Origin of the sequence: Methanobacterium alcaliphilum (assembly GCF_023227715.1) — an archaeon.
GTDB classification, from domain to species: Archaea; Methanobacteriota; Methanobacteria; order Methanobacteriales; family Methanobacteriaceae; genus Methanobacterium_E; species Methanobacterium_E alcaliphilum.
Genome location: NZ_JALKIF010000011.1, coordinates 86,106 through 109,381, shown reverse-complemented (window position 1 = coordinate 109,381; position 23,276 = coordinate 86,106). Strand labels below are relative to the sequence as shown.

The following is a 23,276-nucleotide window of genomic DNA, read 5'->3' as shown; positions in this document are numbered from 1 at the left end:
GAATAGCTGCCTCATTTTATTTGGTTTTAAATTTTTTAACTTCAAAAAATATATCATAAAATCTATGACTATTTTTATTCTTTTTAGAAAATACTTTTAATCTGTTTGAAATAATATAGTTTGGATTTAAAACTAATTCGAACTTTTATATCTTAATTAATAGTGAATAGTTTGAAATAATATAAGTTGGATTTATAACAAGATACTTACAATCAAATATAATTATCTCAATTTAAATAAAAAATATGGATTATCGAGGATATAATGAAGATACTATTTATTGGTGCAAGGTTATTTAATGAAGTTGCAGGTTATGCAAAAGAAAAAGGAATAGATACAATATTAACTGAATCAAATAAGGATTCACCTAATTTAAAGTTAGCAAATAAATTGTTTATTGTGCCTCGGGGAATGGATAGTCCTGTAGAAATCGCACTATCTGAAGATGTTGATGCGGTGGTGCCTTTAATTGGGATTGATAAACCTTTGATTGATGTAGCAAAGATGAAAGAACTATTAGAGAAAGAATATAACTTGCCTGTTGTGGCCTCTAATTTACATTCAACGGAAATTGCATCAGATAAACTAAAAACAAAAAAGTTTTTTCAGGAAAATAATATCAAAACTCCCGAATTTTTCGAAATCAACAGGAAACAATTTTTAAAAGAGAAAAGTGATAAATTAAACCAGTTCACGGAATTTAATTTAGATTATCCCTCAGTTTTAAAACAATCTGAAGGCCAGGGAGGATCCGGTATAAAACTTGCTCTTTGTAAGGATGATGCTTGTGATTATTTTAAAGAATTTGAGCATGCATTTGTTGAAAAATTTGTTAAAGGTATTGAGGTTTCAGTAGAAGTTTTAAGTTGGAAAGGTCAATCCATTGCATTAACACCAGTATATAAAGGAGAAACCACTCTGGATTTCTTACATCCGTTAAATAAGATCAGAACTGCACCTGCTGAAGTTAATCATCTTGATAATCAGAAATTAAGAAAATTAGCCGAGAAAATTGTGGCTAAAATGGGAGCCAGTGGAACCATAGAAGTTGAATTCATCTTTGATCCAGAAACTAATGAATTAAATGTTATTGAAATGAATACCCGGCCAAGTGGGACACGTTATTTAACATTAACATCCAGTGGAATAAATCCATTACAACAACTGGTGGATATGGGCACTGGGCACTGGGATAAAAAAATAGTTGAAGATAACATGAAAAAATATTCTGCATTTGAAATGCCATTACCCCTTCACAGAAAAAAGGAGATGAACGAAATTTTCTCCAAAGGCAAAAAAGATATTACTAATAATCATTTATTTAGCAAAAATAGGCCCTGGATACTTCATGGGCATGAAAAAGCTCAAAGGATTACAATAAGAGCAAAAAATTCTGATGAAACTATAGAAATTGCAAAAAAATTAAAAATAGTGGAGTAGTGATTATTTGATAATTGAAAACAAATTATGGGCCGTTTTAATCCCTTTAATAATCGCGTTTATATTAACCGCATTTTTCACACCATTTATACGCAGAGTAATGAAAATGGCAGATATTACAGATAAACCTATTGTTTCAGAGCACAGCCATAAAAAAGGAACCCCTATAATGGGGGGCTTAGCTATTATTATAAGTGCTTTATTTGTCCTCAATGTTTATCATGATATTCCTATTTTGGTTTTAACTGTGGGGTTAATGATTGTTTCAGGTATTATAGGGCTTTTAGATGACCTTATTGGATTAAAAGTAAAGGAAATCCAAAAGGTCGTAAAAAATATCAGCACAGAGTCAGTGCAACTGGGTAGATTACTACTTAAACCTGGAGATGAAGTAAGAGTAGCAACCCCCAAAGCTAAAATGGAAGTTCAATCACTATTTGATTCCAATAAAGTTGAGCTCATAAGAGAAATCCCTATTAAAAGTGAGATAAAAGAAAGTGAAAAGATATTCTCCCAGATATTGATTGGAATATTTTTAATTGCCTCCGGAGCGATAAGCTTCACTCTTTTTGGAATGAATTTAGGTTTATTAGTTTTTCCTATAGCCATCTTGGGTGTAGTCGGGGCAATAAATGCAGTTAATCTTATAGATGGTATGGATGGGTTGGCAGCAGGGATAATGGGTATAGCTTCATTATCATGCGCAATATTTTCTTTAATAGTAGGCAAAGGCGATGTAGCAATAACTTTCTTTGTTCTGGCAGGGCTTTGTTTTGGATTTTTATTGTATAATCGAATCCCTGCATCTATATTTATGGGGGATACTGGGGCATTTGCTTTAGGTGGGGGTTTTGCTGCTGCAGCTATGTTGGGAGACATTGTCCCTTTTGCTGTTGTTTCCATCACTGTTCCTATCCTTTCAGTTGTAATTAGTCTCATGCACCGTGCTAAAATTATTAAACTTCCAGTTGAACCGTTACACCATACTTTACATTATCGTGGTTTATCTGAAGGCAAAATTGTCCTTTTATACTGGTCATTAACGGTATTAGTGTGTGCTGTCGCAATTATTGTAACTATTTATTCATAATTCCCTTTTTTTAAAAAGTAAAGATGTAGTGACTCGAATGACAAAATTGGATGTTTTAACACTTTCACAGCAAATAAAAGGAAAACTCATTGGTAATAATAAGCCTATAAATGGATTTTTTAATCTTTTAAGCGATGCTAAAGAAGGGGATGTGGTTATTCGCCATTGGGTGGATGAAACTGGAATAAAAATTGCCTCTGAGAAAAATGTTTCTTGTTTTATAACTCAAGATCCCCGGGGAACTGCTCAAAAAATAGCAGAAGAACTTAATCTTAGCTTAATAATTGTTGATAAAATAGAATTGGCCAATGCTTTTGCTTTAAAATGGACTATTAATGAATTTGCCAGAGATTCAGTAAGATTGGTTGTAACGGGTACCAATGGGAAGTCTACTACTACTCATATTATTTATAATATTTTAAAAGAAGGTGGCTTTAATGTATTCACCAATACAGACTCTAAATCTGAATTCAATACATTAATAGATCCTATGGTAGCTAAAAAACTTGGTGATTATTGTCAAGATATAAATGGATACAATTCCCAATTAGATTACGTGGTAATTGAAGTTTCTGAAGTTCAGGGCTGGTTTGATAAGGTAATGCATGATCACGCACTACTTATGACTCGGGCAATTCAACCAGAAGTCGTGGTTATAACTAATGTTGCTATGGACCATATTGGTCTTGTTAATTCCATTGAAGAGGCTTTTAAGGAAATTTCAGGTGCCATAAAAGCTTTAGATAAAGGATGCGCGATTTTAAATCAGGAAGACCCTCAAGTTATGGATATGCAGCAATTTTTAAGCCAGGACTCAGAAATTTTTACTTATGGGAATAATTCTAAACTTCAATATAAAGACCATGGAATTTTCTATAAGGATAATCTTTTTTTAGAAAGATCCAGATTGCCTTTTACCAGCTCTCATTTTATTCAAAACACATTAGCTGCAATTTCTGCATGTATTTACTTAGAAATACCCATGGATATTATAAAAAGAGGGGTTTACAATTACAAGCCTCTTAAAAGAAGATTTTCAATTTTAAATACATCTCCTACAATAATAGATGACTTTGCCCATAATCCTGAAGGTATTAAAGCTACTATTAAAAGCACTGCTGAGATCACTTCAGGAAAACTCTGGATAGTTTGTGCTATTAGGGGATCTAGAGGGGATGAAATTAATTTAATCAATTCCAAGGCACTGGTTGAGGCAATAAATGAGATCCACAACTTAGAAATTAACTTAATAATCACGAATAGTGCAGAAGCTGTGGACCAAAATAATACAGTAAAAAACCATGAAAACAGGATATTTGTCAATGCATTGGAAAATTCCAAGGTTAATTATAGTTTTTACAAAAGACTTGATGATTCACTGAGACAGGTACTTCTTCTTGCAGATGAAAATGACACAATTTTACTAATTGGGGCGCAGGGAATGGATACTGCTGAAAAAATTTTAAATAGGTTCTTGCTTAAGAAATAAATGGTTAAATGGATGTTATTTTAATTTTTTCTAACAAAAAGTTTTTATATATTAATTAGTATACTACTGTCACATAAATTTAAAATAGTATGGATCATTAAAAATGTGATTCATTGTAGTTTTATTATTTATATTTGACCCATTAATTGAACTTGAAATAATTTATTTAAAATCTTTCAAAAAAATTTTATAAAAGAGATAATAATATTTTATGAGGTTATTGTAGAAGATAAGGCAGTATACTATATTAATAAAAAGTTTGATTAGTGAAATGTTGATAATAGAATTAATTAAAATTGTATAAAATAAATTATTATCAAGCGAAATTTAAATTATAAAAAAGTCCATGAAATTTATCTTAAAATTTACATTAGGGTCTTAAAATTAACTATGTTAGGTGAAATGAATGTTCCTAAAAATAAGAAGAGATACGCTTATCATTCTTTTTCTAGCGTTTCTGCTAATTGTTTCAGGTCGGGCAATGACTTATATGGCCTATGCTTCATCTTCTGAAGATAGTGATGGAGTAGCCATATCTGGAGTAATTATCAAAGGGAATGATATAGTTCCTCTTGATTCCATTAAAAGTAATATTGCAGAAGCTGGATTCAGGAGTGGTAGTTATATCAAAGGTGATGTTTTAATAACTTCTAAAAGACAACTGCCTCTAAATGAAGCAATTGAATCTGCGGAGTCTTTTGTTAAGAAAACAACTATTCCCGGAACGAGAGTTCAACCCATCGCCGCCGCTGATGTAAAAGTTGACACGAAAACGGGAGTAGTTACAGTAAATGTTATTGAGGATTTCAACACAGTCAATGTAACGGGGGCAAAGGGTTGAAAAATACTTTAAAATTAATAGTTTTTGCTTGTACTATTCTATTAATGGTTCACGCTGCTTCAGCTACATGTAACGTCATAGTTATTACAGACCCCTCTGGAACTGATCCTAATGGTGCTGCAGCAGGAAGTATGTCATTTGCGGATAATATGTTCCAATCCACATTTCTTTTATCCAAAGAAAATAAATATGCTGTTCTTTCTGGAGGAAAAGGTGAATCAACGCCTCGTCTAGAAGCAATCGTGGATACTATAAGTCGACTTGAGAATGGAGCAACACCTTCACAAGCTGCATCGGCTGCAAGCCTTTATTCAGGTATCCGGGTTATGTGTGGAACTCCTACTGGTGGTGCTGCAGTGGGGGGATATTTTAAGGCTTATGTTGTAATTGTGGAGGACGACGGAACAATTAAAGTAACCCCTTATAGTGGAGGTCTTGCAGTTTTACCTGCAGGTAAAAAAGGAGCGATTATTCACTTAAGAAATACAGCAGGAAACCCTAAAATGGGTACTGCAGATAGAGTAAGGCGTGAAACAGCTATTAATATGGGTAAAATGATCCGTGATGGATATCCGGCTACCACAATAATAGGGGAAACTCTAAAAGAAGTTGCAACTGATGCTGGTGAAAAATACGGTGGTGGTGCTGTGAATATGGTTTCTGGACTTACCACTGGAGACATGTTTACACCAGAAAACTTGAATGAAACTGGTTATCCTATGGATTCTAATTACTTGAAGGTTTGCCCGCTGTGTGGATGGTCTGTAGGTTATCCCAGTGCTGAAAACTACCAAACATGCCCCATAGATGGATCAAAACTTAAAACAGTTAGTGCTACTGATGCTCTTATTGATGCCATAACTGTTACTAAAGATAGTATAATGGTATCGGTATATGGTGTTGATGAAAGTGGAGTAGAACAAACTACAAAAGAAGTAGTTAAAGCCTCTGTTAAAAAGTATGGTTATAATGCTAATACCATTGCAGGATCCCTTAACAAAGCTATAAATAATGGCCTTATTGTAGGTGTGAATTATGTTGAACCTAAGGATTTAAATGTTAAACAGAGTTCAAAGGCAGTAGGAGTATATTACTCAGCTCTACCAAATGGTAGGACGGCACCTGCATGGAATCTACCAATTAGTTCTAATGTTTTGGATTTATTAGGTAATATTCAGACGGCTATTGGTTTTGTAATGGTGCTACTGGTACTCTTTAGAAGCACTTTAATTACATCATTTAAAAGGTAGGATGAAAAATGTCTTTAATTTTACTAAGGGCTGATAATCAGTCAAAACTTTTAAATTCTTTAGCAGATCTAGAGAGGCATGCTGGTTTAAAAATAAATGGCAAGCCTCGATTGTTAGAAAATGAATATGCTGATAAATTGGCTGAAAGTATTATAAACAGGAAAATACGCAAAAAATCAAGAGTTTCAGTGGTTATCCGTGTTCAGGAAAGTGACACTCATAGTATAATGCAGGTAAAAAAAATTCATCCTCCGGCCCATATAATAGTGGTCAGTAGTGAATACTCTGAATTTAGCGAATTAAAAGATAAAATGAGGGATGCTCCTACTTTAAAGGGATATTACTCACATAAAGATAAACCTTCTAAAAAATAAATTCTTTTTTATTTTATTTACACTTTAAATAATAAAATCAAAAAATGTAACTAATCTATTTTTATCAAAGAATTTAAAAAAAATAATGGGAGATTTATATAGTTTTGTCCGTCAAATTATTTCTTTTTGATTCGAGCAATATCTCCAATGGTAGCTCCTTTAAGTGAAGATGCCTTGAATTCTTCACTCTGAGTATCCTCTAATTTTTCTAGAATCGTAATATTGAGTATTCTCTCTAATTTTCTGGCCAGCTTAATGTCCGGAGACATACGCCCAGATTCAATTCGGTTAATCACAGAAACCTTTTCATATATTTTTTCCGCTAAATTTTCGCGGGACCATCCTTTTTTTTCCCGAGCTTCTCTAACAATATTATTATATTCTTCCAGGACTTCGTAGGTTGGTTTCTCTCTTCTAGGAGGTCTCTGGATTGCTCGAGGTTTAGTGGGTCTTGTAGGTTGTCTTTGGATTTTACCAAATTTTGAGCAATCATTGCATACATTCATTACAGATCCATCGATTTTTGTCTTTATGGGCTGACCCATAATCTTTTTCCCACAAATCTCACATCTCATGAAGATCCCTTTGTTTTTGTCATTATATAATTCTTACCTTAATATTTAAATATTACTAAGACATAGATAGTATCAATAAAATTTAAATAGGAGTGTTCTAAGCTCATGGAAAATTCCTCCCAAAGTGTGTTAAAAAAGATTGAAGACCTTAAAAAAGAAATAAGAATACTTAAAGAAGAGAATACTAAAACTAAAAGAAATCTGATGTGGAAAGTCAGAAAACTTGAAAAAGATAAGGTTTTAATCGAAAATGAAAAAATTCGACTGGATCGCGAAGTAAAATCCCTTCGTGGAGAGGTTGAAAGATTCAGATCACCTCCCCTAGTAATTGCTACTATCACTGAGGTATTAGATGAACACCGAATTGCTGTTAAAAGTAGTACGGGACCTCATTTTGTAATTAATTATTCAAGATTTTTAGATGATAAATTATTAGAACCTGGTGCTAGGGTTGCTTTAAATCAGCAAACCTTCAGTATTGTCGATATTCTTCCATCTGAGAAAGATCCTATTGTAACTGGTATGGAAGTAGATGAGAAACCGAATGTTTCATATGAACAAATTGGTGGACTGGACGAACAAGTGGTTGAAGTAAAGGAAACAGTAGAACTTCCTCTTAAGAAACCAGAACTATTTGAAAAAATCGGTATTGAACCACCAAAAGGTGTTCTCCTTTATGGCCCTCCAGGGACTGGAAAAACATTACTGGCTAAAGCAGTTGCTCATGAAACTAATGCAACTTTCATTAAAATCGTTGCCTCTGAATTTGTCCGTAAATATATAGGTGAAGGTGCTCGACTGGTTCGAGGAGTATTTGAATTAGCTAAAGAAAAATCCCCAAGTATCATATTCATTGATGAAATTGATGCGGTAGCTGCTAAAAGACTAAAAAGTTCAACTAGTGGGGACCGTGAAGTCCAAAGGACCTTAATGCAGCTTCTCGCTGAACTGGATGGTTTTGAAGCAAGAGGAAATGTGGGTATAGTTGCTGCTACCAACCGACCAGACATTCTTGACCCTGCACTCTTGAGACCTGGAAGATTTGATCGTTTTATTGAGGTACCTGTACCTAACGACGATGCTCGTCGAGAGATCTTAAAGATACATACCAAGTCTATGTCATTAGCAGAAGAAGTTGACATTGAACTTTTATCTAATTTAACTGAAGGTTCATCTGGTGCAGACCTTAAAGCTATTTGTACTGAATCTGGAATGTTTGCCATCAGAGATGAAAGAGAAGAAGTTACAATGAATGATTTTATGGATGCTGTCGATAAGATTATGGGTGTTGAAAACGAGGAAGAATACAAGAAAGAAGCAGGCGTAATGTTTGGTTAACCTCTTTTGAGGTTAATTTTCTTTTTTTATTCTATTTAACATTATAACTTCTCAAAATAATTAAATTTGTTAAATTCAATCTATTTTTTTCATCTTGCTCTATTGACTTAGCTTGTAGCCTTAAGTTAATACTTGATATAACTTGGCTCATTGCATTATCTTAATGGGTGTTAATATTTATTGCTTATTTTAAATTACGTTGTTCTAATTTATTATTTGCCCCCAAAAATTATAAGTTTTAGGCTATTCTAAAACAATATTTGAGGAGATGTGAGACTTGTTAAAAAAAATTGAAATAGGTTTTCTAATACTCTTGCTTTGCTTTGTTGTAGGAATATCTGGTTGTATATCCTCATCGGTTAAGGTTGCTGTAGATTATCCCGGTAGTTGGAATGGTACAATAACTGATTCCTCAGGAACACAGACTATAGAAGGTACAGGTAATAAAACAATTGATTTAGGCAGTATTACCGGTAGTTTAAGAGTTAAAGTTGAAAAAAAAGATAAGGGCTCTGACACATTAACAGTATCGGCTATTAGAGGGGATGAAACTGTTAATTCAATGAATTCTTCCACGGGATCTGGTGAATTGGACGATGTAACATTGAGCATTTATTTAACATCTTAACATGTTTAGAAACATTCCCAGTATTCTTTTAAATTTTTTAGTATATGAGTTTTTCAACATTAAATGTCATAAAAAAATAACAATCGAGTAAATAGATATTATAATTAATATATTAATCCATCTGGAAGTTGATTAAAAATGTGGTTATATGTTGTAATTGCGATAATTATACTCCTTGTGATTGGAGTGGTAATAGGGCTTTATAATAGTTTGGTGAATCTTCGAAACCGTGTTAAGAATTCATGGTCTCAGATAGATGTTCAACTAAATAGGAGGGCTGATTTGATACCTAACTTGCTTGAAACAGTAAAGGGTTATGCTAAGCATGAGAAGGGTGTTTTTGAAGAGGTTACTCGCGCACGATCTGCGGTTATAGGTGCTCAAACTGTAAAAGAAAGTCAAGAATCTAATAATATGTTAACTGGAGCTTTGAAATCTCTTTTTGCTGTTGCAGAAAACTATCCTGATCTTAAAGCTAATCAAAATTTTCTGGAATTGCAGGGACAGCTTGCGGAAACCGAAAATAAAATTGCCTATTCCCGACAGTTCTACAATGACACGGTTTTAATGTACAATAATAAGTGTCAGATGTTTCCAAGTAATATCATTGCTAGTACTTTCCATTTTGAAGAAGCAGAATTCTTTGAAATTGAAGAATCAGTCAAAAACGTGCCTAAAGTAGAATTTTAGGAGTTGATATAAAATGAATAAAATTAGGTTAACATCGTTATTATTACTGTTTATATTAGTGCTGGCGTCATTTCCAATGATCGGCTTTGCTGCCGATGATGATGACAGAAGTTTCACTATTCCTAAGGCCACATTTGATCTTTATGTGCAGGAAAATGGGAATTTAAGGATTAAAGAAACATTACACTATTCTTTTTCTGGAACTTATAATGGTGTTTATAGGGATATACCTCTAAAGAATGGAGAAAAAATAGAAAATTTGGATATATCTACTTCTGGAGCTTATTCTGATTATCAAATAACAAATAAAACTGATATGACTTCGTTAAAGATTTTTCTTTACTCAGATGCTCAAAAAACCACTCCTATAACTAATAGGGATGTCGTGGTGACAATTGAATATGATTTTATAAACGTCATCAAAATTTACAATGACATTGCAGAATTACAGTTTAAAGTATGGGGTGAAGAGTGGGAAGTGGATGTAGGAGAATTAACAACTAATGTTCATCTCAAATCCCAGGAAGGGGTTAAGTATTGGTTGAACCCCCCTTACTATGTTTTAAGTGATGTTTGGGATGATTCTGTTTTGAAGGTAGTTACTAAGTCTATTTCCCCTGGAAATTATTTTGAGGTCAGAATGGCTATACCTAAAGATCAATTTGCAAACCCTGTCTTTGCAAAGCAATTAAATGAAAATGGAATGGCCATTATAGAAAAAATTCAGCAGGACTACAAAGATCAGATAAATTTTTACAGTATTCTTTACATGGTACTGGCAGTTATAATGCTTTTAAGCATAGTCATCCCAATTATAATCTACTTTAAATATGGAAGGGAACCTAAAACTACTTACCGTGGTGAATACGAACGCGAACTACCTACTAAAGATTCTCCTGCAGTGGTCAATGCAATCTCTGGAAAAGGATTTGGGAAAAGCGTTGGAAATCCTAATATGGACGGTTTCCAAGCAACCATTATGGATCTTATTAACCGTGGATTTTTGGGAGTATATACAGAAAAAAAAGGTCGAAAAAAGCAGGTTAATCTAGAAATAAAACAGAAAAGTTTTGAAGAACTTTATTCATTTGAAAAGCATGTTATCACTTTTTTAAGAAGATTTGCAGTTGATAATATCATTAATATGGATTATCTTAAAAAGGAGCTTAAAAAACAAGATAAAGCTAAATCTTTCAAATCTTCTTATGATGCTTGGGAAGGAGATTTAAATAATTTATTTTTAAACAAAAAAACTGATAAATTTTTCATAAAAACGGGAGATACTTATATAAAAACTTATGGTGTTCTGGCTATAATATTAGCCGGGATAGTATTCTTTTTTACTGTATTCAATCCTCTCCCTGCATCAATATATGCATTTTTAGCTTCTATAGTTCTTGGAGTAGCAGGAATAATTTCTATCATTCTACCAGAAAAGGTGGGTGGACGATGGACTCAAGAAGGGATTGATTATGATGCTAAATGGCAGGCTTTCAAAAAATATATTCAGGATTTCTCTTTAATTAAAGAATATCCTCCAGAATCAGTTGCGGTATGGAATAAATATTTGGTTTATGCTACTGCACTGGGGGTGGCGGATAAGGTTCGAAAATCCATGGAAATATCATTACCTGACGACCAGCTGGACCGGAGTGATTTATATTTATTCCATTACTATGGTGGTTATGCTTTACTTTCCTCAAGTCTCTCTACAGGTATGACTACTGTTAATCAAGGTGATGGTGGTTCTGGGGGAGTAGGAGGAGTAGGTGGAGGATCCGGTGGAGGGGGTGGAGGTGCATTTTAAACCCATTCACTTATCCCATTTTTTTTATATAACTAATTTAAAAAATTTATTAACTAAATATAAATTTTATGATGTGATGTGTTAGAATATGCTTTGCCCAAGATGCGGAACCGAAAACAAAGACAATGAAAAATTTTGTAAAAAATGCAGCAATCAATTAGCACAAGAAAACCATGAAAACACGAGAATTAAAAAAAAGAATTCTCGATTACTGGTTGTATTGGGTTATATTTTCGCTGTTTTAAGTGGTATCATTGGTGTTGTCATTGGAGTATATCTTTATACTCGTGATAATTCTTACTACAAGGTCCACGGTAGAAATATCATAATCGTAGCGGCTTTAGTTATAATTATTGGGGTTGGTGTATCTGTTTTTACCTTCCAATCTCTTAATAATTTATCATCCAATCAATTAGACGCCCCGACCACACCTCAAATTGAAACCAGCCAGTACAGTGATAATGTATTTTCATTTAATTACCCAAAAACATGGGTTATAAATGATACTCAAAGTGATTCTACGGGGAATGCTGTTTATATACTTGATCCTCAATTTGCAGCTGATTCTAATGCCCTCAAAGCAACAGCAGTGGGTATTATTTATTTAAGTGAATCATCTGATGTAAATAAGGATAATCTTGTAAATGACCTCACCAGCGCAATCACAAATCGTGTTACAACTCAAAAAACCACTGTGACTGTGGATGGGGTATCAGCAACACAAAGTATTGTTGAAGGAGATAATTCTCAGGGCCATAAATCCCAATATAAAATTATAAATTGGGAAAAAGAAGACAAAATTTACATAATAGCTTGTTTAGCCCGAGGATCAGACCTTGGAAACACTTTGGATAGTCAGAAAGCCTATTTTGATGTTATTATAAATAGTTTCCAATCAAAATAAGAAAACTCAAATTTTGATAGAAATTGTAGTTATAACTAACTACAATAACTTCTTTTTTTTTATTCATTGTCATTTAAAATTTTTTTCCTTGCAGGAAGAGTTTATTATCTATTAAAATATAAAAAATAATCAAACCACTTTTTTATTAAGCATTAAATGCAGCTAACTTATTAATTTATAATATTATTCTTCATAATACTCGATTTATAACTACAGGATAAGTATGTTTGATTATAATTATTAATTTAAAATTTTTATAATTCTCACAAACTTTTTTATACCTTGTTTCTAAAATAAGATTATGGCCTGTGATGAACCCTATGAGCTCTGAACTGTGATGAATGATGGGCGATCTGAGGCTATTTAATTCATTTAAATATTATTTTTTGATTCATATTTCAAATAAATCACCTAAAACTGTTTTTTTATCTGTTTTAACCAGCTGTGGAATTTTACCAATGCTCCCGGCTTGTTCTCCAACAACTATCATAACTCCTCTAAAGTATTCTCGAAAATTATCTGCCCTATCCAGGGAATTTTGAACAGCGTCGTGATCTGTTTTTCCCTGAGCATAATTAGCGATTGATGTAGCCAGAGCATCAGCTAAACTGGAGTGAGAAGCAAAAACAGTCACGGCATCTGACCTACCAAAACTAATAGAATGACCCACTGTCCCTGAGGAGGTGCATATTCCCATAGGTGTATCTTGGGGTTTTATCTGAAATCCAATTTCTCCCGAAAGTGATGAATTTCCTGCATAAAGGCCTGTAACTACTTTTTTATAAGTTTTTAAAGCAATATCTCCGCCATTATCTATGATGCTGTGTTTTGATCCGTTATCTGAGAGATAACTTAAACAAAGTTGAGAAATGGTACCGGCCACTGCAGCCATGGGGCCTACTTCTGCTTTCCTTGCAGCTTTTCCCATAATTTTCACAATCATAGGAGCATCATTTATGTTAATGGGATCTAATGAAGTTAAAAATTCAGGATTTCTTTTAATATACTCGTTAATCACCATTCTTTCTTTAAAAATTAGTTTGGAAATATCGTGATTTTCAAGATCGGTAATTAAATTTATCCTTGTTTCACCCATTCTGATTTTTTCTTGATTCATCAATTTTATATTAATTTCAAATAATATAACCTTAAATTAGTGAAGTATTCTTTTATCGGCGAACTTAAACATCATATTAAATTTATTATTTTATATTAAAACCTACTGTTTTTGCAAAAAAGATATTTAGGAGCTTAATAATAGTAGTAATGATATCTATGTTTAGTCGAAATAGAAAAAAATATGCTGGCGAGAGAGTTCTAAAGAGAACTAGGCCCAATATTTTTCTGCATTGTAAATCAGTAATTATCAAAATAATCATTGCTTTATTATTAATATCGTATTTTGGATCTATAGTTAGTTTTGCAGCTAAATTACAGATGGAACTTGTGAGTTATGCTCACTTACCTCTGGTAAAATGGACTGTTACAGTAATAGTTCTTTTGGTGTTGCTCCTATTTTTCTGGTCAGGATGGAATTTAGTCTCATGGCGAAGTATGGAGTATTTACTCACTAACCATAGGGTGGTTGTTCAAAAAGGTGTTATTCGCCGCAGAAAAACATATGTGCACTATGAAAAAATTGAAGATATTGCTATTTACCAGAGTTTTCTGGAGAGAATTTTATCATCAGGAGATATTGAAATATACAGTGGCCATGAAAATACACTCATTGTTTTAGAAGATGTTCCACACCCAGAAGAGATAGAATATCAAATTAATCAGCTAATGGAATCTACTTTTTCCAATCCCCGCAGATCCATGCCTTTACCTGAAAAACCTAAAAGAAAATTTTCATTTAGTGATCCGGAATATTGGAATTCTGTTAATAATGAGGAATATGATGTTCCTAGAAGACAAAATTATGAAACACCTGAAGATTTTGAAGATTCTAAACCTCCAGTTGGATCAAATGATCAAAATGATTCTTCAAAACCAGATAAACACATAATGGAACGACATTCTGATAAATTTAAAAGAAAAAACAGATAACTATAAACTTTTTTATTAATCTATATCGTGCTTTATCAAAAGACTTAAAAGATATATTTTATAATTTATATTATAACCATTTAAATCTATTTTATTAAAATTTCATAGCTATTTTGGGAACAAATAGGGGTATGTTTCACATTCATAAAAATTGCAGTGTTATCAGTTTTTTAATTAAATACTAAGTCTGGAAAGGAATAAAAATGAATCATTATGATATTTTGGTGGTTGGTGCAGGACCAGTAGGGTCTACTTTTGCCAGACAGATGGCTGAAAAGGGTTATAATGTAGGAGTTCTCGAAAGAAAAAAACAGATAGGTCTTCCTTTGCAATGTGCCGGGTTACTGGCTAAAAAGGTGAAAAAAGTCAATATACTGCCTGATGAATTTATTATTAATAAGGTAAAAGGGGCATATTTACATTCACCTTCAGATCATATTTTAAAAGTTTCAAAAGAAAAACCAGAAGCTTTTGTTTTAGATCGTGTCAAATATGATCAATATTTGGCTGAGATTGCAATCTCCGAGGGCGCTCAAATAATGCTTCAGCAGAATGTTTGTGAAGTTGATTTAAAATCAGGAAGAGTTAGAACTAATGGTGGTAAAGAATTATCTGCGGATATTATAGTTGATGCCGGAGGACATAATTCTGTTTTATCTAAACAATTAGATCCTAAATCTAAAAAATTTGAAGCGGCACAATATAATTTGAAATTTGAGGGATCAATATTCGAACCAGAATTTGTTAATTTACATGTTAATGAGTATATTTCACCAGGTTTTATATGGTGCATACCCATATCTGAAAATGAGGTCCGCATAGGTCTTTTTGGAAGAGATAATTATGCAAATTTAAGTATATTTTTGAATAAATTTATTAAATCTCATTATAATGAAACCAATTTTAAAATAATTAAAAAGCACCATGGTTCCATACCCATTGCTAATTTTAATAAAAAGATTATAAAAGAAAGATCCCTGCTTTTAGGTGATGCAGCTGCTCAGGTTAAACCCACAACTGGAGGCGGCTTAATAATCGGATTTGCTGCAGCAAAAATGGCCAGTGAAGCAGCTTCTAATGCTCTAGATAATGAGGACTTATCCTTATTAAATCAATATGAAATAGAATACCATCAAAAATATGATAAAGAACTTAAAAATCAGTTGAGAGTTCAAAAAACATTTGAAATGTTAACTAATAATGATCTGGATAGTATGTTCTTAAAATTAAAAGAAAAAGGGGCAGATGAGTTGATTTCGGAATATGGTGATATGGATGATCAATATGCTTTAATAAAAGAGTTCATCAAACGAGGACTTATCTTTTCTATTCTACCATCAGTTTTATACAGGAGGGTATCTGAAATATGGAAATATTTCTAATTTTATCAAGAGAACATGAAACACTCCCTTCCGGTGAGGTAAAAGCAGTTTTAGAAGCTGAAGAGATAGAATATGATATAAAGTATGATGAGGGGGGAGTAATGGTTATTGATTCTCCTGCAAAAATTACATCAATTTTAGGCAAAAGAATGGGCTATGCCCATGAAATTTGCGATCTCCTTTTTGAAACTACTTTAGAAAACTTGGAAAAAGATTTCACTTCATTTAATTGGAGTAGTGTCCTGGAAAAAGACTTTGCAGTACGAGTAAAAAAAATCGAATCAATAACTGAATTAGATTCTTTAAAAACGGAAAAAAAGTTGGGAAATATTGTCAAATCTCAGTCAAATAATGTTAAAGTCAATTTAGAGAGTCCTTTAACATTTATTAGGATACTAGTAGCTGGTTCAAAAGTAATGGTGGGTAAAAGGAGTTTTAAGATTAATAAAAAACATTTTTATGAACTCAAACCACATAAAAGGCCATTTTTTTACCCCGGTTCTATGAGCCCAAAACTTGCGCGGTGTATGGTCAATCTTTCACGTATTAAAAAAGGGGATCTTTTAATGGATCCGTTTTGCGGTACAGGTGGAATCCTTATTGAAGCTGGAATAGTAGGGGCTAGGCTTATTGGCACTGATATTGATGAGAAAATGGTTAATGGTACTGTGGAAAATCTTAAACACTGTGGTATAAGTGATTTCCATATTTTTCAATCTGATGCGCGTAATTTAGATCTTGAAGAGAAAGTTCGCGCTGTGGTTACAGATCCACCTTACGGTATTTCTGCATCTACTGCTGGTGAAGATAGTGGAAAACTTTACAGTGATTTTTTAATATCTGTAAGTGATAATATGGTGGAAAAAGGCCGTATTTGCATGGCAACTCCTCATTATGTGGATGTTAATGAGTTGATTAAAGGTACAAAATTTAAAATATTAGAAAGACATGAAATAAGAATGCATAAAAGCTTGACCCGGGTCATTTCAATAATGGAAAAAAATGACTGATATTTACATGGGTTATTTAAATTTTTCTTAGATTTTAAAGCAAATGCAACTTAATCAAATTTAATTAATAAAAAAAAATAAGGGGATTTCAGTGCAAGTCAGATTTTTAGATACTACGCTTAGGGATGGAGAACAGACCCCTGGAGTTTCATTAACTCCTGATGAAAAACTTAGAATAGCTCTTAAATTGGATAATTTAGGAGTGGATATTATTGAGGCTGGATCGGCTATTACTTCTAAAGGCGAAAGGGAAGGAATTAAAAAAATTACAAGCGAAGGTCTTTCTGCGGAAATCTGTAGTTTTGCACGAGCTGTAAAGGTAGATATAGATGCTGCATTAGAATGTGATGTGGATAGTGTACATCTGGTTGTTCCTACTTCTGATTTGCATTTAAAACATAAACTTAGAAAAACTCGAGAAGAGGTTCTACAGCAATCAATTGAAAGTACTCAGTATGCAGTCGATCATGGATTAATTGTTGAATTATCTGCAGAGGATTCTACACGTAGTGATATGGATTATCTTTCTCAAATATTCGAAGAAGGAATTGGGGTTGGAGCTAAACGGATATGTGCATGTGATACTGTGGGGATGCTCACTCCTGAGAAATCTCACGATTTTTACAGTCAATTAAGCAAATTAGGTGCGCCTTTAAGTGTGCACTGTCATAATGACTTTGGTCTTGCTGTTGCCAATTCATTATCTGCTTTAAGAGCAGGTGCCAGTGAAGTTCATGCCACTATAAATGGTATTGGTGAGAGAGCGGGAAATGCTTCATTAGAAGAAGTTGCTGTTGCACTTCATTCATTGTATGGAACAAAAACAGATATTAATATTCAACAGTTGTATGAAACCTCTAAAATGGTTGCGAGGTTAACTGGTGTTTATTTACAACCTAATAAAGCTATAGTTGGGGAAAATGCTTTTGCACATGAGTCTGGAATACATGCAGATGGTGTTATCAAAAAAGCAGAGACTTATGAACCTATAACTCCTGAATTGGTTGGCCATCAGAGAAGATTTGTTATGGGTAAACATATTGGTACTAAACTTCTCCAGAAACGTGTCGATGAACTTGGATTGAAAGTAAATCAGGGGCAATTGATGCAGATCTTTGAAAGAGTTAAATCATTAGGTGATATGGGTAAATGTGTCACTGATGTGGATCTTCAGGCAATAACTGAGGATGTATTAGGATTTGTTCAGGAGAAAATGGTTGATTTAGAAGAAGTAACCATTGTTTCTGGTAATAAAGTCATACCTACGGCATCAGTAAAGCTTAAAATAGATGATAAAGATATTTTGGAAGCCGGTGTAGGTTTAGGTCCAGTCGATGCGGCAATTGTGGCAATAAAGAAAAGTATTGCTGATTTTGCAGATATTGAATTGGAAGAGTATCACGTAGATGCTATCACTGGAGGTACTGATGCCCTTATTGATGTTATTGTTAAACTCAGATATGAAGATAGGGTTATCAGTGCTAGGAGTACCCAACCTGATATTATCATGGCCAGTGTGGAAGCATACTTGAGTGGAGTAAACAGGCTTCTGGCAGATAAAAAGGAAGATATTAAATCTTAATTTTTTGTAGGCACCTATGCCGTATTATAAACATTTAATATTTTTTAATAACTTTAAAAGTGTTGTCATGAAAATTCAGGAAGATATGCCTCGTATTATTATCATGGGATTCAAATCAGAAATTAATAATGTAAAGAGTACATTGAATCAAGTAAATTCAATTTTAAAGGATTCAAGCGATTGTACAATACAATTATTAAATGCTAAAGCAGTTGCAGGAAAAGAACATATTTTACACGCTACAATACATGCTATATTGTCATTTAAGAGAAAAAATAATATAGCAAATGATTTAGGAATGGAAATTTGTGTTAGAACCTCGGCACAGCGACAAATATCTCGAGCTATTAAGATTTTAGGGCTTAAAGAGGGTTCTATGGATATCTGCGCAGTTTTTGTGGGATGTTCTAATGATATGGTAAGTGAAGTGAATTCTATTTTCAAACGGGATGATAGTATTTTAGATGCAGATGAATCTATTTTAAAAGAGATATACAATATAAAAAATGAAGAAATAGGTTTAATGGGTAACGTGAACTATATTCTAATGGAAAAATCCACGACTTTAATTTTAGATACATGAAAATATTAATGAAAGCTTCTTTAAAAGAGTATGTTATGGACATGCTCTTTTATTTCTACGAGGGTATTTTTGTTTAAACAAGCAGCATCTAAATTTTTAATTTCTATACAAACAGCTTTTTCAAGGACACGGTCATAAAGGGGGCATTTGGTTATGATACTTTTCCCATCTGCATTTATTAATTGCCGTAATTTATAAGAATCAGTTTTTGGATCTCTAGATGGAACAATAACATTAATACCTCTTTTATCTTTATGAAAAACCGTTAAAATATTTTTTTTAAGAAAATTACAAGCTTCAATTGTTTTGGATAAACTAGAACTTGCATTTTTTATTTCTTGAACCATACCTGCACAAGTTATGGGGTCTGCTCTTAACATTTTCAATAAAAAAGCGGATTTTTGAAGAATTTGAGGGTCATTGGTGGAGATAAAACCTCCGTTTCCAACATTTACAATTTTCGGAGAACCAGTTGATGCTATTATAACATCGGTGTGTGTACCATTGCATAATCTTTTCTCAACATCACCTACACTTCCAGAGGCATCTTCTATTAGTAAAATTCCATTTTGGTGACAGACATCATATAATTCTTTAATAGGTTGTTCTCCAGTGTAACCTGCAAAACTAGTTAGAAATAATGCAGAAGGAACTACTTTTTGCGTATTTAAATATTCTTCAAGGAGATCTGGATAAATCAAACCTTTTTCAGTGGGGATTAAATTATATTCTTGGTTTAAAAAATTTGCAATTTTCTTTAAACCGCTCCAGGCGCCCTGATCTGGAAAAATAAAGGGGCCGTTAATTGAATTCATAACAGACATTATGGCAGAATTTCCACTGTTAACTATTTTAGCATGATTGTGTTGGGTTATTTTTTTCACATTTTCTTCTGCCACTGTAATTTCTGGGGCAATTCTATGAGCTATTTTGGGGTTCAAGGCGGTTTTGCTCATTAATTTCTGTGTTTTTGAAGAGGGCTTTTTAAATTGTAGATTCAATAAAATCAACTCTATTAATTAATCATTACTTTTTAAAAAAGTTATCTAATGTTGTTTGTCTTGATCTTAAAACTTCTTTTAGAAGATCACTCTTTTTTACAAACTTACTCATTGGGATTTTTAATTTACTCCCGACGTATTTTAAAGATGATTTAAGATCTTCAAATTCAGTATAAGGTTGTTCCATAGCATACTTGATGTTTTCACGCACATTAAAAACTCCCAATGGGACGTAACCAGAATAAGCTTCTCTTAAAACAATAACTCCTGCCTGTATTTTTTCTTTATCAAGAGCATCTAGGACACCCATTTTACATGTGTAATAACAGCCACCTACTCTTGAATATTCTTTTTTACCGCCGTTATTTTCATAATCTGAGAATATGAGTTCTTCTTTACCTAAAACGCGTATAAAAGCTTCCATCCATTCATACTGCCATTCAGTAGGGATCAAAATAACTGCATAATAATTATTTAAGCTGGAAAATTCATAAACCCTATGCATATCTAATATATTGTAATTTCTAACTCTTTTTAGTAAATAATCAGCTAAGGTACTATCGCAAGCTGTAATTGACCACCGGGTAGGCACCAAACGTCTTCTTTTTTCAGTACCCATAGCACCTACAGAGAATGCTTTTTGCATACTTGAAAATGGAACTTTCTCTTGATGTAAATCAGTCAAAGCGTCCTTTGCTTTTAAATCAGTATCATAAAACGCTTTTTCCAGTTCACGGTCCCATTTAACACTATCTATATCAAACTTTTCCAGTATGGCGCTGGGTCCATGGGGTGTGGTTTCTTCACTAAAAGAGAGTCCTCTTGGACGTTTATTGAATTTTGCTTCACTATCAATTGATTTAGATGCCATTGAAATATCTTGAAGTTTTTGCACGAACGAATTATCAATGTCTTGAATACCAATGCGCTGTTTTCCACGTACCAGTGATAAACGGTATCCAATAATGTCTTCCTGAGTTTTTTGTCCGGGAATCCATGATTCTGGTGAATCCATTATATAAGTATCGCCCTGTTGAGGAACCATCATAGGCCCTGCATAAACCTGGGGATAGTTCCAGCTACCTATAAAAACAGAGGGTGGTGTGCTCCCATCCAGTTCTTGACCTACATTCACTGACCGCATTTTCATATTAGCGGTGAGTTTCTGAAGATAGGCATTTTTACTTCTTATCATAATTGGAAACTCCCGAGAATATATTATATCTCTTTTCTAGGAATAAAACTCAAGGAAGCAGAATTCATACAGTAACGCAGCCCTGTAGGGTCTGGACCATCTTTAAACACGTGCCCCAAATGAGCATTGCACCGGGCACATAAGATTTCTGTTCGGAGCATTAATAAACTATGGTCCATTTTTTTTATTATATTTTCTTCAGCTACAACATCCCAAAAACTGGGCCACCCCGTCCCAGAGTCGAATTTTGTTTTTGAATCAAAAAGATCAGTTCCACAACACACGCACCGGTAAATTCCATCTTTGTGATAGTCGTGGTATTTCCCTGTAAAAGCTAATTCGGTTCCTTTTTTCCGCGATACTTCAAATTGTTTATTTGATAGAATATTTTTCCATTCTTCATCGCTTTTACATATTTTATCGACCTGTTCTATTTCACCTGTTTTGACAAAATAAATAAATATTTTGCTATTTTCGGATTTTTTTGAAATCATAATTCTAAACTAATATTTGTAATTCTTTAAATTAAATTTCTTTGGTTTCGATATGATTCTTTAATTAGGACTTAGATTATCAAACTTATCAAAAAAATAATAATCATTTCACATTAGCTGAAATGTATTTAATAAACCATATCTAATTTTAAATATATGGTCCCTTTGAAGATTAATAATTCAAATTCGTGGGTGTTGTTATGAAAACAATTTTATGTTATGGTGATTCTAATACTTGGGGATATAACCCGGCCACAGGAGATCGGTTTAATAGGGATAAACGATGGCCCGGAGTAATAAGAAATGATCTTGGGGAAGGTTACCATATTATTGAGGAAGGATTAAATGGCCGCACTACAGTATGGGATGATCCATTGCATGGGGGTTATAAAAATGGTAAAAACTATTTAATTCCATGTTTATCTACTCATAAACCTTTAAATTTAGTCATATTATTTTTAGGAACTAATGATTTGAAAATGAGGTTTTCACTATCTGCTTTCGAAATCTCACAAGGATTAAGAGTTTTGACAGACATTATTCTTAAAAGTGAATCTGGTATAAATGGAAGGCCACCTCAACTACTTTTAATCGCCCCTCCACCTGTTAAAACTATCCCGCCCATTTCTCGATTTTCTGAAGAATTTAGTGAATCTGAAATTAAATCTCAAAAATTAGGTGAATATTATCAGCAAGTTGCTGAAGAATATGGCTGTGAATTTTTTAATGCTGCACATATAGTCACTTCTAGCAGTTTAGATGGTATTCACCTGGATGAGAAGGAACACATCAAGTTAGGACATAAATTAGCAGAATTTGTTAGAAATTTAAATCTATAAATTATATTTAAGGTAGTTTTATGAATTCAAAAGAAATTAAAGGTATTTTAATTGATTTAGGTGCAGATATATCTGGTATATCTAGTGTGGATAGATTCAAAGATGCTCCTGGAGGATATAATCCCACTGACATATTCTTGAATGCAAATCTGTGATTGTTTTCGCTAAAAAAGTTCCAAAAACTTCGCTGTTCTCCAGCACGGCTGTTCCTTACACCAACATTAATCGAATTCACAGATCATGTTGATTCTCTTGCAATCAACTTATGTTCTATTCTGGAAAATAAAGAAGTATATTGTGTTCCCATACCTTCTGAAGACCCTTATGAATATTGGGATCAAAAAAATATGAAAGGCCGGGAATTTTATCACTGAGACATGCCGGGTATTTTGCGGGCCTGGGAACATTAGAAAGAAATACCCTTCTGGTAAATAATAAGTATGGCAACATGATTTTTATAGGGGCCGTTTTGGTAGATATTGAATTAGAAGAAGATCCAATGGTTACTTATCTTTGTTGCTCTCCAAAATGCAGCATATGTATTGATTCATGTCCTCAAAAAGCATTAGATAGAATTACTGTTAACCAAAAGCTCTGCCGAACACATTCGATGCAGGCTAATAAGAAGGGTCATATTTTGTATTCTTGCAGCAAATGTAGAAGTATGTGTCCTAATTTTGATGGAATTAAAAAAGCAATTTAATTTAATTTTTAC

The 23,276-nt window shown here is 33.2% G+C and carries 25 protein-coding genes; 20 read left to right on the top strand and 5 right to left on the bottom strand.

Annotated features, from left to right (window positions below):
• Positions 1 to 264: 264 nt before the first annotated feature.
• The 6 genes from ddl to MXE27_RS09180 all read left to right on the top strand — a co-directional run bounded on the left by ddl (position 265) and on the right by MXE27_RS09180 (position 6,484).
• A complete protein-coding gene (ddl, locus tag MXE27_RS09205; RefSeq protein ID WP_248612135.1) occupies positions 265 to 1,440 on the top strand; it encodes a pseudomurein biosynthesis D-Ala-D-Ala ligase in 1,176 nt (391 codons plus the stop codon).
• Between the two features lie 7 nt (positions 1,441 to 1,447).
• Positions 1,448 to 2,530 (top strand): pseudomurein biosynthesis MraY family phospho-N-acetylmuramoyl-pentapeptide-transferase, encoded by a 1,083-nt coding sequence (mraY, locus tag MXE27_RS09200; protein ID WP_248612134.1) that lies wholly within the window; start codon positions 1,448 to 1,450, stop codon positions 2,528 to 2,530.
• 46 nt (positions 2,531 to 2,576) lie between these two features.
• Complete coding sequence (gene murE, locus MXE27_RS09195) at positions 2,577 to 4,019, top strand: pseudomurein biosynthesis peptide ligase pMurE (protein ID WP_425438283.1); 1,443 nt, start codon at positions 2,577 to 2,579, stop codon at positions 4,017 to 4,019.
• Between the two features lie 406 nt (positions 4,020 to 4,425).
• Positions 4,426 to 4,860, top strand: a complete 435-nt coding sequence (locus tag MXE27_RS09190; protein ID WP_248612132.1) for an Mfer763 family protein — start codon at positions 4,426 to 4,428, stop codon at positions 4,858 to 4,860.
• 44 nt (positions 4,861 to 4,904) lie between these two features.
• The gene (locus MXE27_RS09185) at positions 4,905 to 6,110 is read left to right on the top strand and encodes an Mfer764 family protein (protein WP_248612138.1); all 1,206 of its coding nucleotides are present in this window, start codon (positions 4,905 to 4,907) and stop codon (positions 6,108 to 6,110) included.
• 8 nt (positions 6,111 to 6,118) lie between these two features.
• Entirely contained in the window at positions 6,119 to 6,484 is a 366-nt protein-coding gene (locus MXE27_RS09180; RefSeq protein ID WP_248612131.1) for a DUF356 domain-containing protein, read from the top strand.
• A gap of 116 nt (positions 6,485 to 6,600) precedes the next feature.
• On the opposite strand, the gene MXE27_RS09175 is transcribed toward MXE27_RS09180, so the two are convergent.
• Positions 6,601 to 7,059 (bottom strand): multiprotein bridging factor aMBF1, encoded by a 459-nt coding sequence (locus MXE27_RS09175; protein ID WP_248612130.1) that lies wholly within the window; start codon positions 7,057 to 7,059, stop codon positions 6,601 to 6,603.
• Between the two features lie 105 nt (positions 7,060 to 7,164).
• Here MXE27_RS09175 and MXE27_RS09170 point away from each other — a divergent pair, with 105 nt between their 5' ends.
• From MXE27_RS09170 to MXE27_RS09150, 5 genes are all read left to right on the top strand, one after another.
• Positions 7,165 to 8,397: a proteasome-activating nucleotidase gene (locus MXE27_RS09170; protein WP_248612129.1), complete on the top strand. Its 1,233-nt coding sequence runs from the start codon at positions 7,165 to 7,167 to the stop codon at positions 8,395 to 8,397.
• Between the two features lie 313 nt (positions 8,398 to 8,710).
• The gene (locus tag MXE27_RS09165) at positions 8,711 to 9,025 is read left to right on the top strand and encodes a hypothetical protein (protein ID WP_248612128.1); all 315 of its coding nucleotides are present in this window, start codon (positions 8,711 to 8,713) and stop codon (positions 9,023 to 9,025) included.
• Positions 9,026 to 9,163: 138 nt separating this feature from the next.
• A complete protein-coding gene (locus tag MXE27_RS09160) occupies positions 9,164 to 9,715 on the top strand; it encodes a LemA family protein (protein WP_248612127.1) in 552 nt (183 codons plus the stop codon).
• Between the two features lie 13 nt (positions 9,716 to 9,728).
• Complete coding sequence (locus MXE27_RS09155; protein ID WP_248612126.1) at positions 9,729 to 11,522, top strand: DUF2207 domain-containing protein; 1,794 nt, start codon at positions 9,729 to 9,731, stop codon at positions 11,520 to 11,522.
• A gap of 88 nt (positions 11,523 to 11,610) precedes the next feature.
• Positions 11,611 to 12,426, top strand: coding sequence for a PsbP-related protein (locus tag MXE27_RS09150; RefSeq protein WP_248612125.1), 816 nt, complete (start codon positions 11,611 to 11,613; stop codon positions 12,424 to 12,426).
• Positions 12,427 to 12,817: 391 nt separating this feature from the next.
• Here the strand turns inward: MXE27_RS09150 and MXE27_RS09145 are convergent, their stop codons facing one another.
• Entirely contained in the window at positions 12,818 to 13,543 is a 726-nt protein-coding gene (locus tag MXE27_RS09145) for a UPF0280 family protein (protein ID WP_248612124.1), read from the bottom strand.
• Positions 13,544 to 13,701: 158 nt separating this feature from the next.
• On the opposite strand from MXE27_RS09145, the gene MXE27_RS09140 reads away from it, so the two are divergent.
• The 5 genes from MXE27_RS09140 to cgi121 all read left to right on the top strand — a co-directional run bounded on the left by MXE27_RS09140 (position 13,702) and on the right by cgi121 (position 19,032).
• Positions 13,702 to 14,475, top strand: coding sequence for a PH domain-containing protein (locus tag MXE27_RS09140; RefSeq protein WP_248612123.1), 774 nt, complete (start codon positions 13,702 to 13,704; stop codon positions 14,473 to 14,475).
• Positions 14,476 to 14,678: 203 nt separating this feature from the next.
• A complete protein-coding gene (locus MXE27_RS09135; RefSeq protein WP_248612122.1) occupies positions 14,679 to 15,857 on the top strand; it encodes a geranylgeranyl reductase family protein in 1,179 nt (392 codons plus the stop codon).
• Entirely contained in the window at positions 15,842 to 16,867 is a 1,026-nt protein-coding gene (locus tag MXE27_RS09130) for a TIGR01177 family methyltransferase (protein WP_248612121.1), read from the top strand. The genes MXE27_RS09135 and MXE27_RS09130 overlap by 16 nt, the downstream gene beginning before the upstream one ends.
• Positions 16,868 to 16,952: 85 nt before the next feature.
• Positions 16,953 to 18,449 carry a (R)-citramalate synthase gene (locus MXE27_RS09125; RefSeq protein ID WP_342766003.1) on the top strand — a complete coding sequence of 499 codons (1,497 nt, stop codon included), beginning with the start codon at positions 16,953 to 16,955 and terminating at the stop codon, positions 18,447 to 18,449.
• Between the two features lie 67 nt (positions 18,450 to 18,516).
• Positions 18,517 to 19,032 carry a KEOPS complex subunit Cgi121 gene (gene cgi121, locus MXE27_RS09120; protein WP_248612119.1) on the top strand — a complete coding sequence of 172 codons (516 nt, stop codon included), beginning with the start codon at positions 18,517 to 18,519 and terminating at the stop codon, positions 19,030 to 19,032.
• Positions 19,033 to 19,052: 20 nt separating this feature from the next.
• On the opposite strand, the gene MXE27_RS09115 is transcribed toward cgi121, so the two are convergent.
• Genes MXE27_RS09115 through msrB form a run of 3 tightly spaced genes read right to left on the bottom strand, consistent with a single transcriptional unit; the run spans position 19,053 to position 21,722 of the window.
• Positions 19,053 to 20,033: a DegT/DnrJ/EryC1/StrS family aminotransferase gene (locus MXE27_RS09115; protein ID WP_248612118.1), complete on the bottom strand. Its 981-nt coding sequence runs from the start codon at positions 20,031 to 20,033 to the stop codon at positions 19,053 to 19,055.
• A 25-nt stretch (positions 20,034 to 20,058) separates the two neighbouring features.
• Positions 20,059 to 21,228 (bottom strand): Nre family DNA repair protein, encoded by a 1,170-nt coding sequence (locus MXE27_RS09110; protein ID WP_248612117.1) that lies wholly within the window; start codon positions 21,226 to 21,228, stop codon positions 20,059 to 20,061.
• A gap of 23 nt (positions 21,229 to 21,251) precedes the next feature.
• The gene (gene msrB / locus MXE27_RS09105; protein WP_248612116.1) at positions 21,252 to 21,722 is read right to left on the bottom strand and encodes a peptide-methionine (R)-S-oxide reductase MsrB; all 471 of its coding nucleotides are present in this window, start codon (positions 21,720 to 21,722) and stop codon (positions 21,252 to 21,254) included.
• Between the two features lie 200 nt (positions 21,723 to 21,922).
• Here msrB and MXE27_RS09100 point away from each other — a divergent pair, with 200 nt between their 5' ends.
• The 4 genes from MXE27_RS09100 (at position 21,923) to MXE27_RS09090 (ending at position 23,264) form a co-directional block, all read left to right on the top strand.
• Positions 21,923 to 22,561, top strand: a complete 639-nt coding sequence (locus MXE27_RS09100; protein WP_248612115.1) for an SGNH/GDSL hydrolase family protein — start codon at positions 21,923 to 21,925, stop codon at positions 22,559 to 22,561.
• 20 nt (positions 22,562 to 22,581) lie between these two features.
• The gene (locus tag MXE27_RS11945; RefSeq protein ID WP_282731602.1) at positions 22,582 to 22,716 is read left to right on the top strand and encodes a hypothetical protein; all 135 of its coding nucleotides are present in this window, start codon (positions 22,582 to 22,584) and stop codon (positions 22,714 to 22,716) included.
• Positions 22,717 to 22,935: a hypothetical protein gene (locus MXE27_RS09095; protein WP_248612114.1), complete on the top strand. Its 219-nt coding sequence runs from the start codon at positions 22,717 to 22,719 to the stop codon at positions 22,933 to 22,935.
• A gap of 95 nt (positions 22,936 to 23,030) precedes the next feature.
• The gene (locus MXE27_RS09090) at positions 23,031 to 23,264 is read left to right on the top strand and encodes a hypothetical protein (RefSeq protein WP_248612113.1); all 234 of its coding nucleotides are present in this window, start codon (positions 23,031 to 23,033) and stop codon (positions 23,262 to 23,264) included.
• Positions 23,265 to 23,276: the final 12 nt, after the last annotated feature.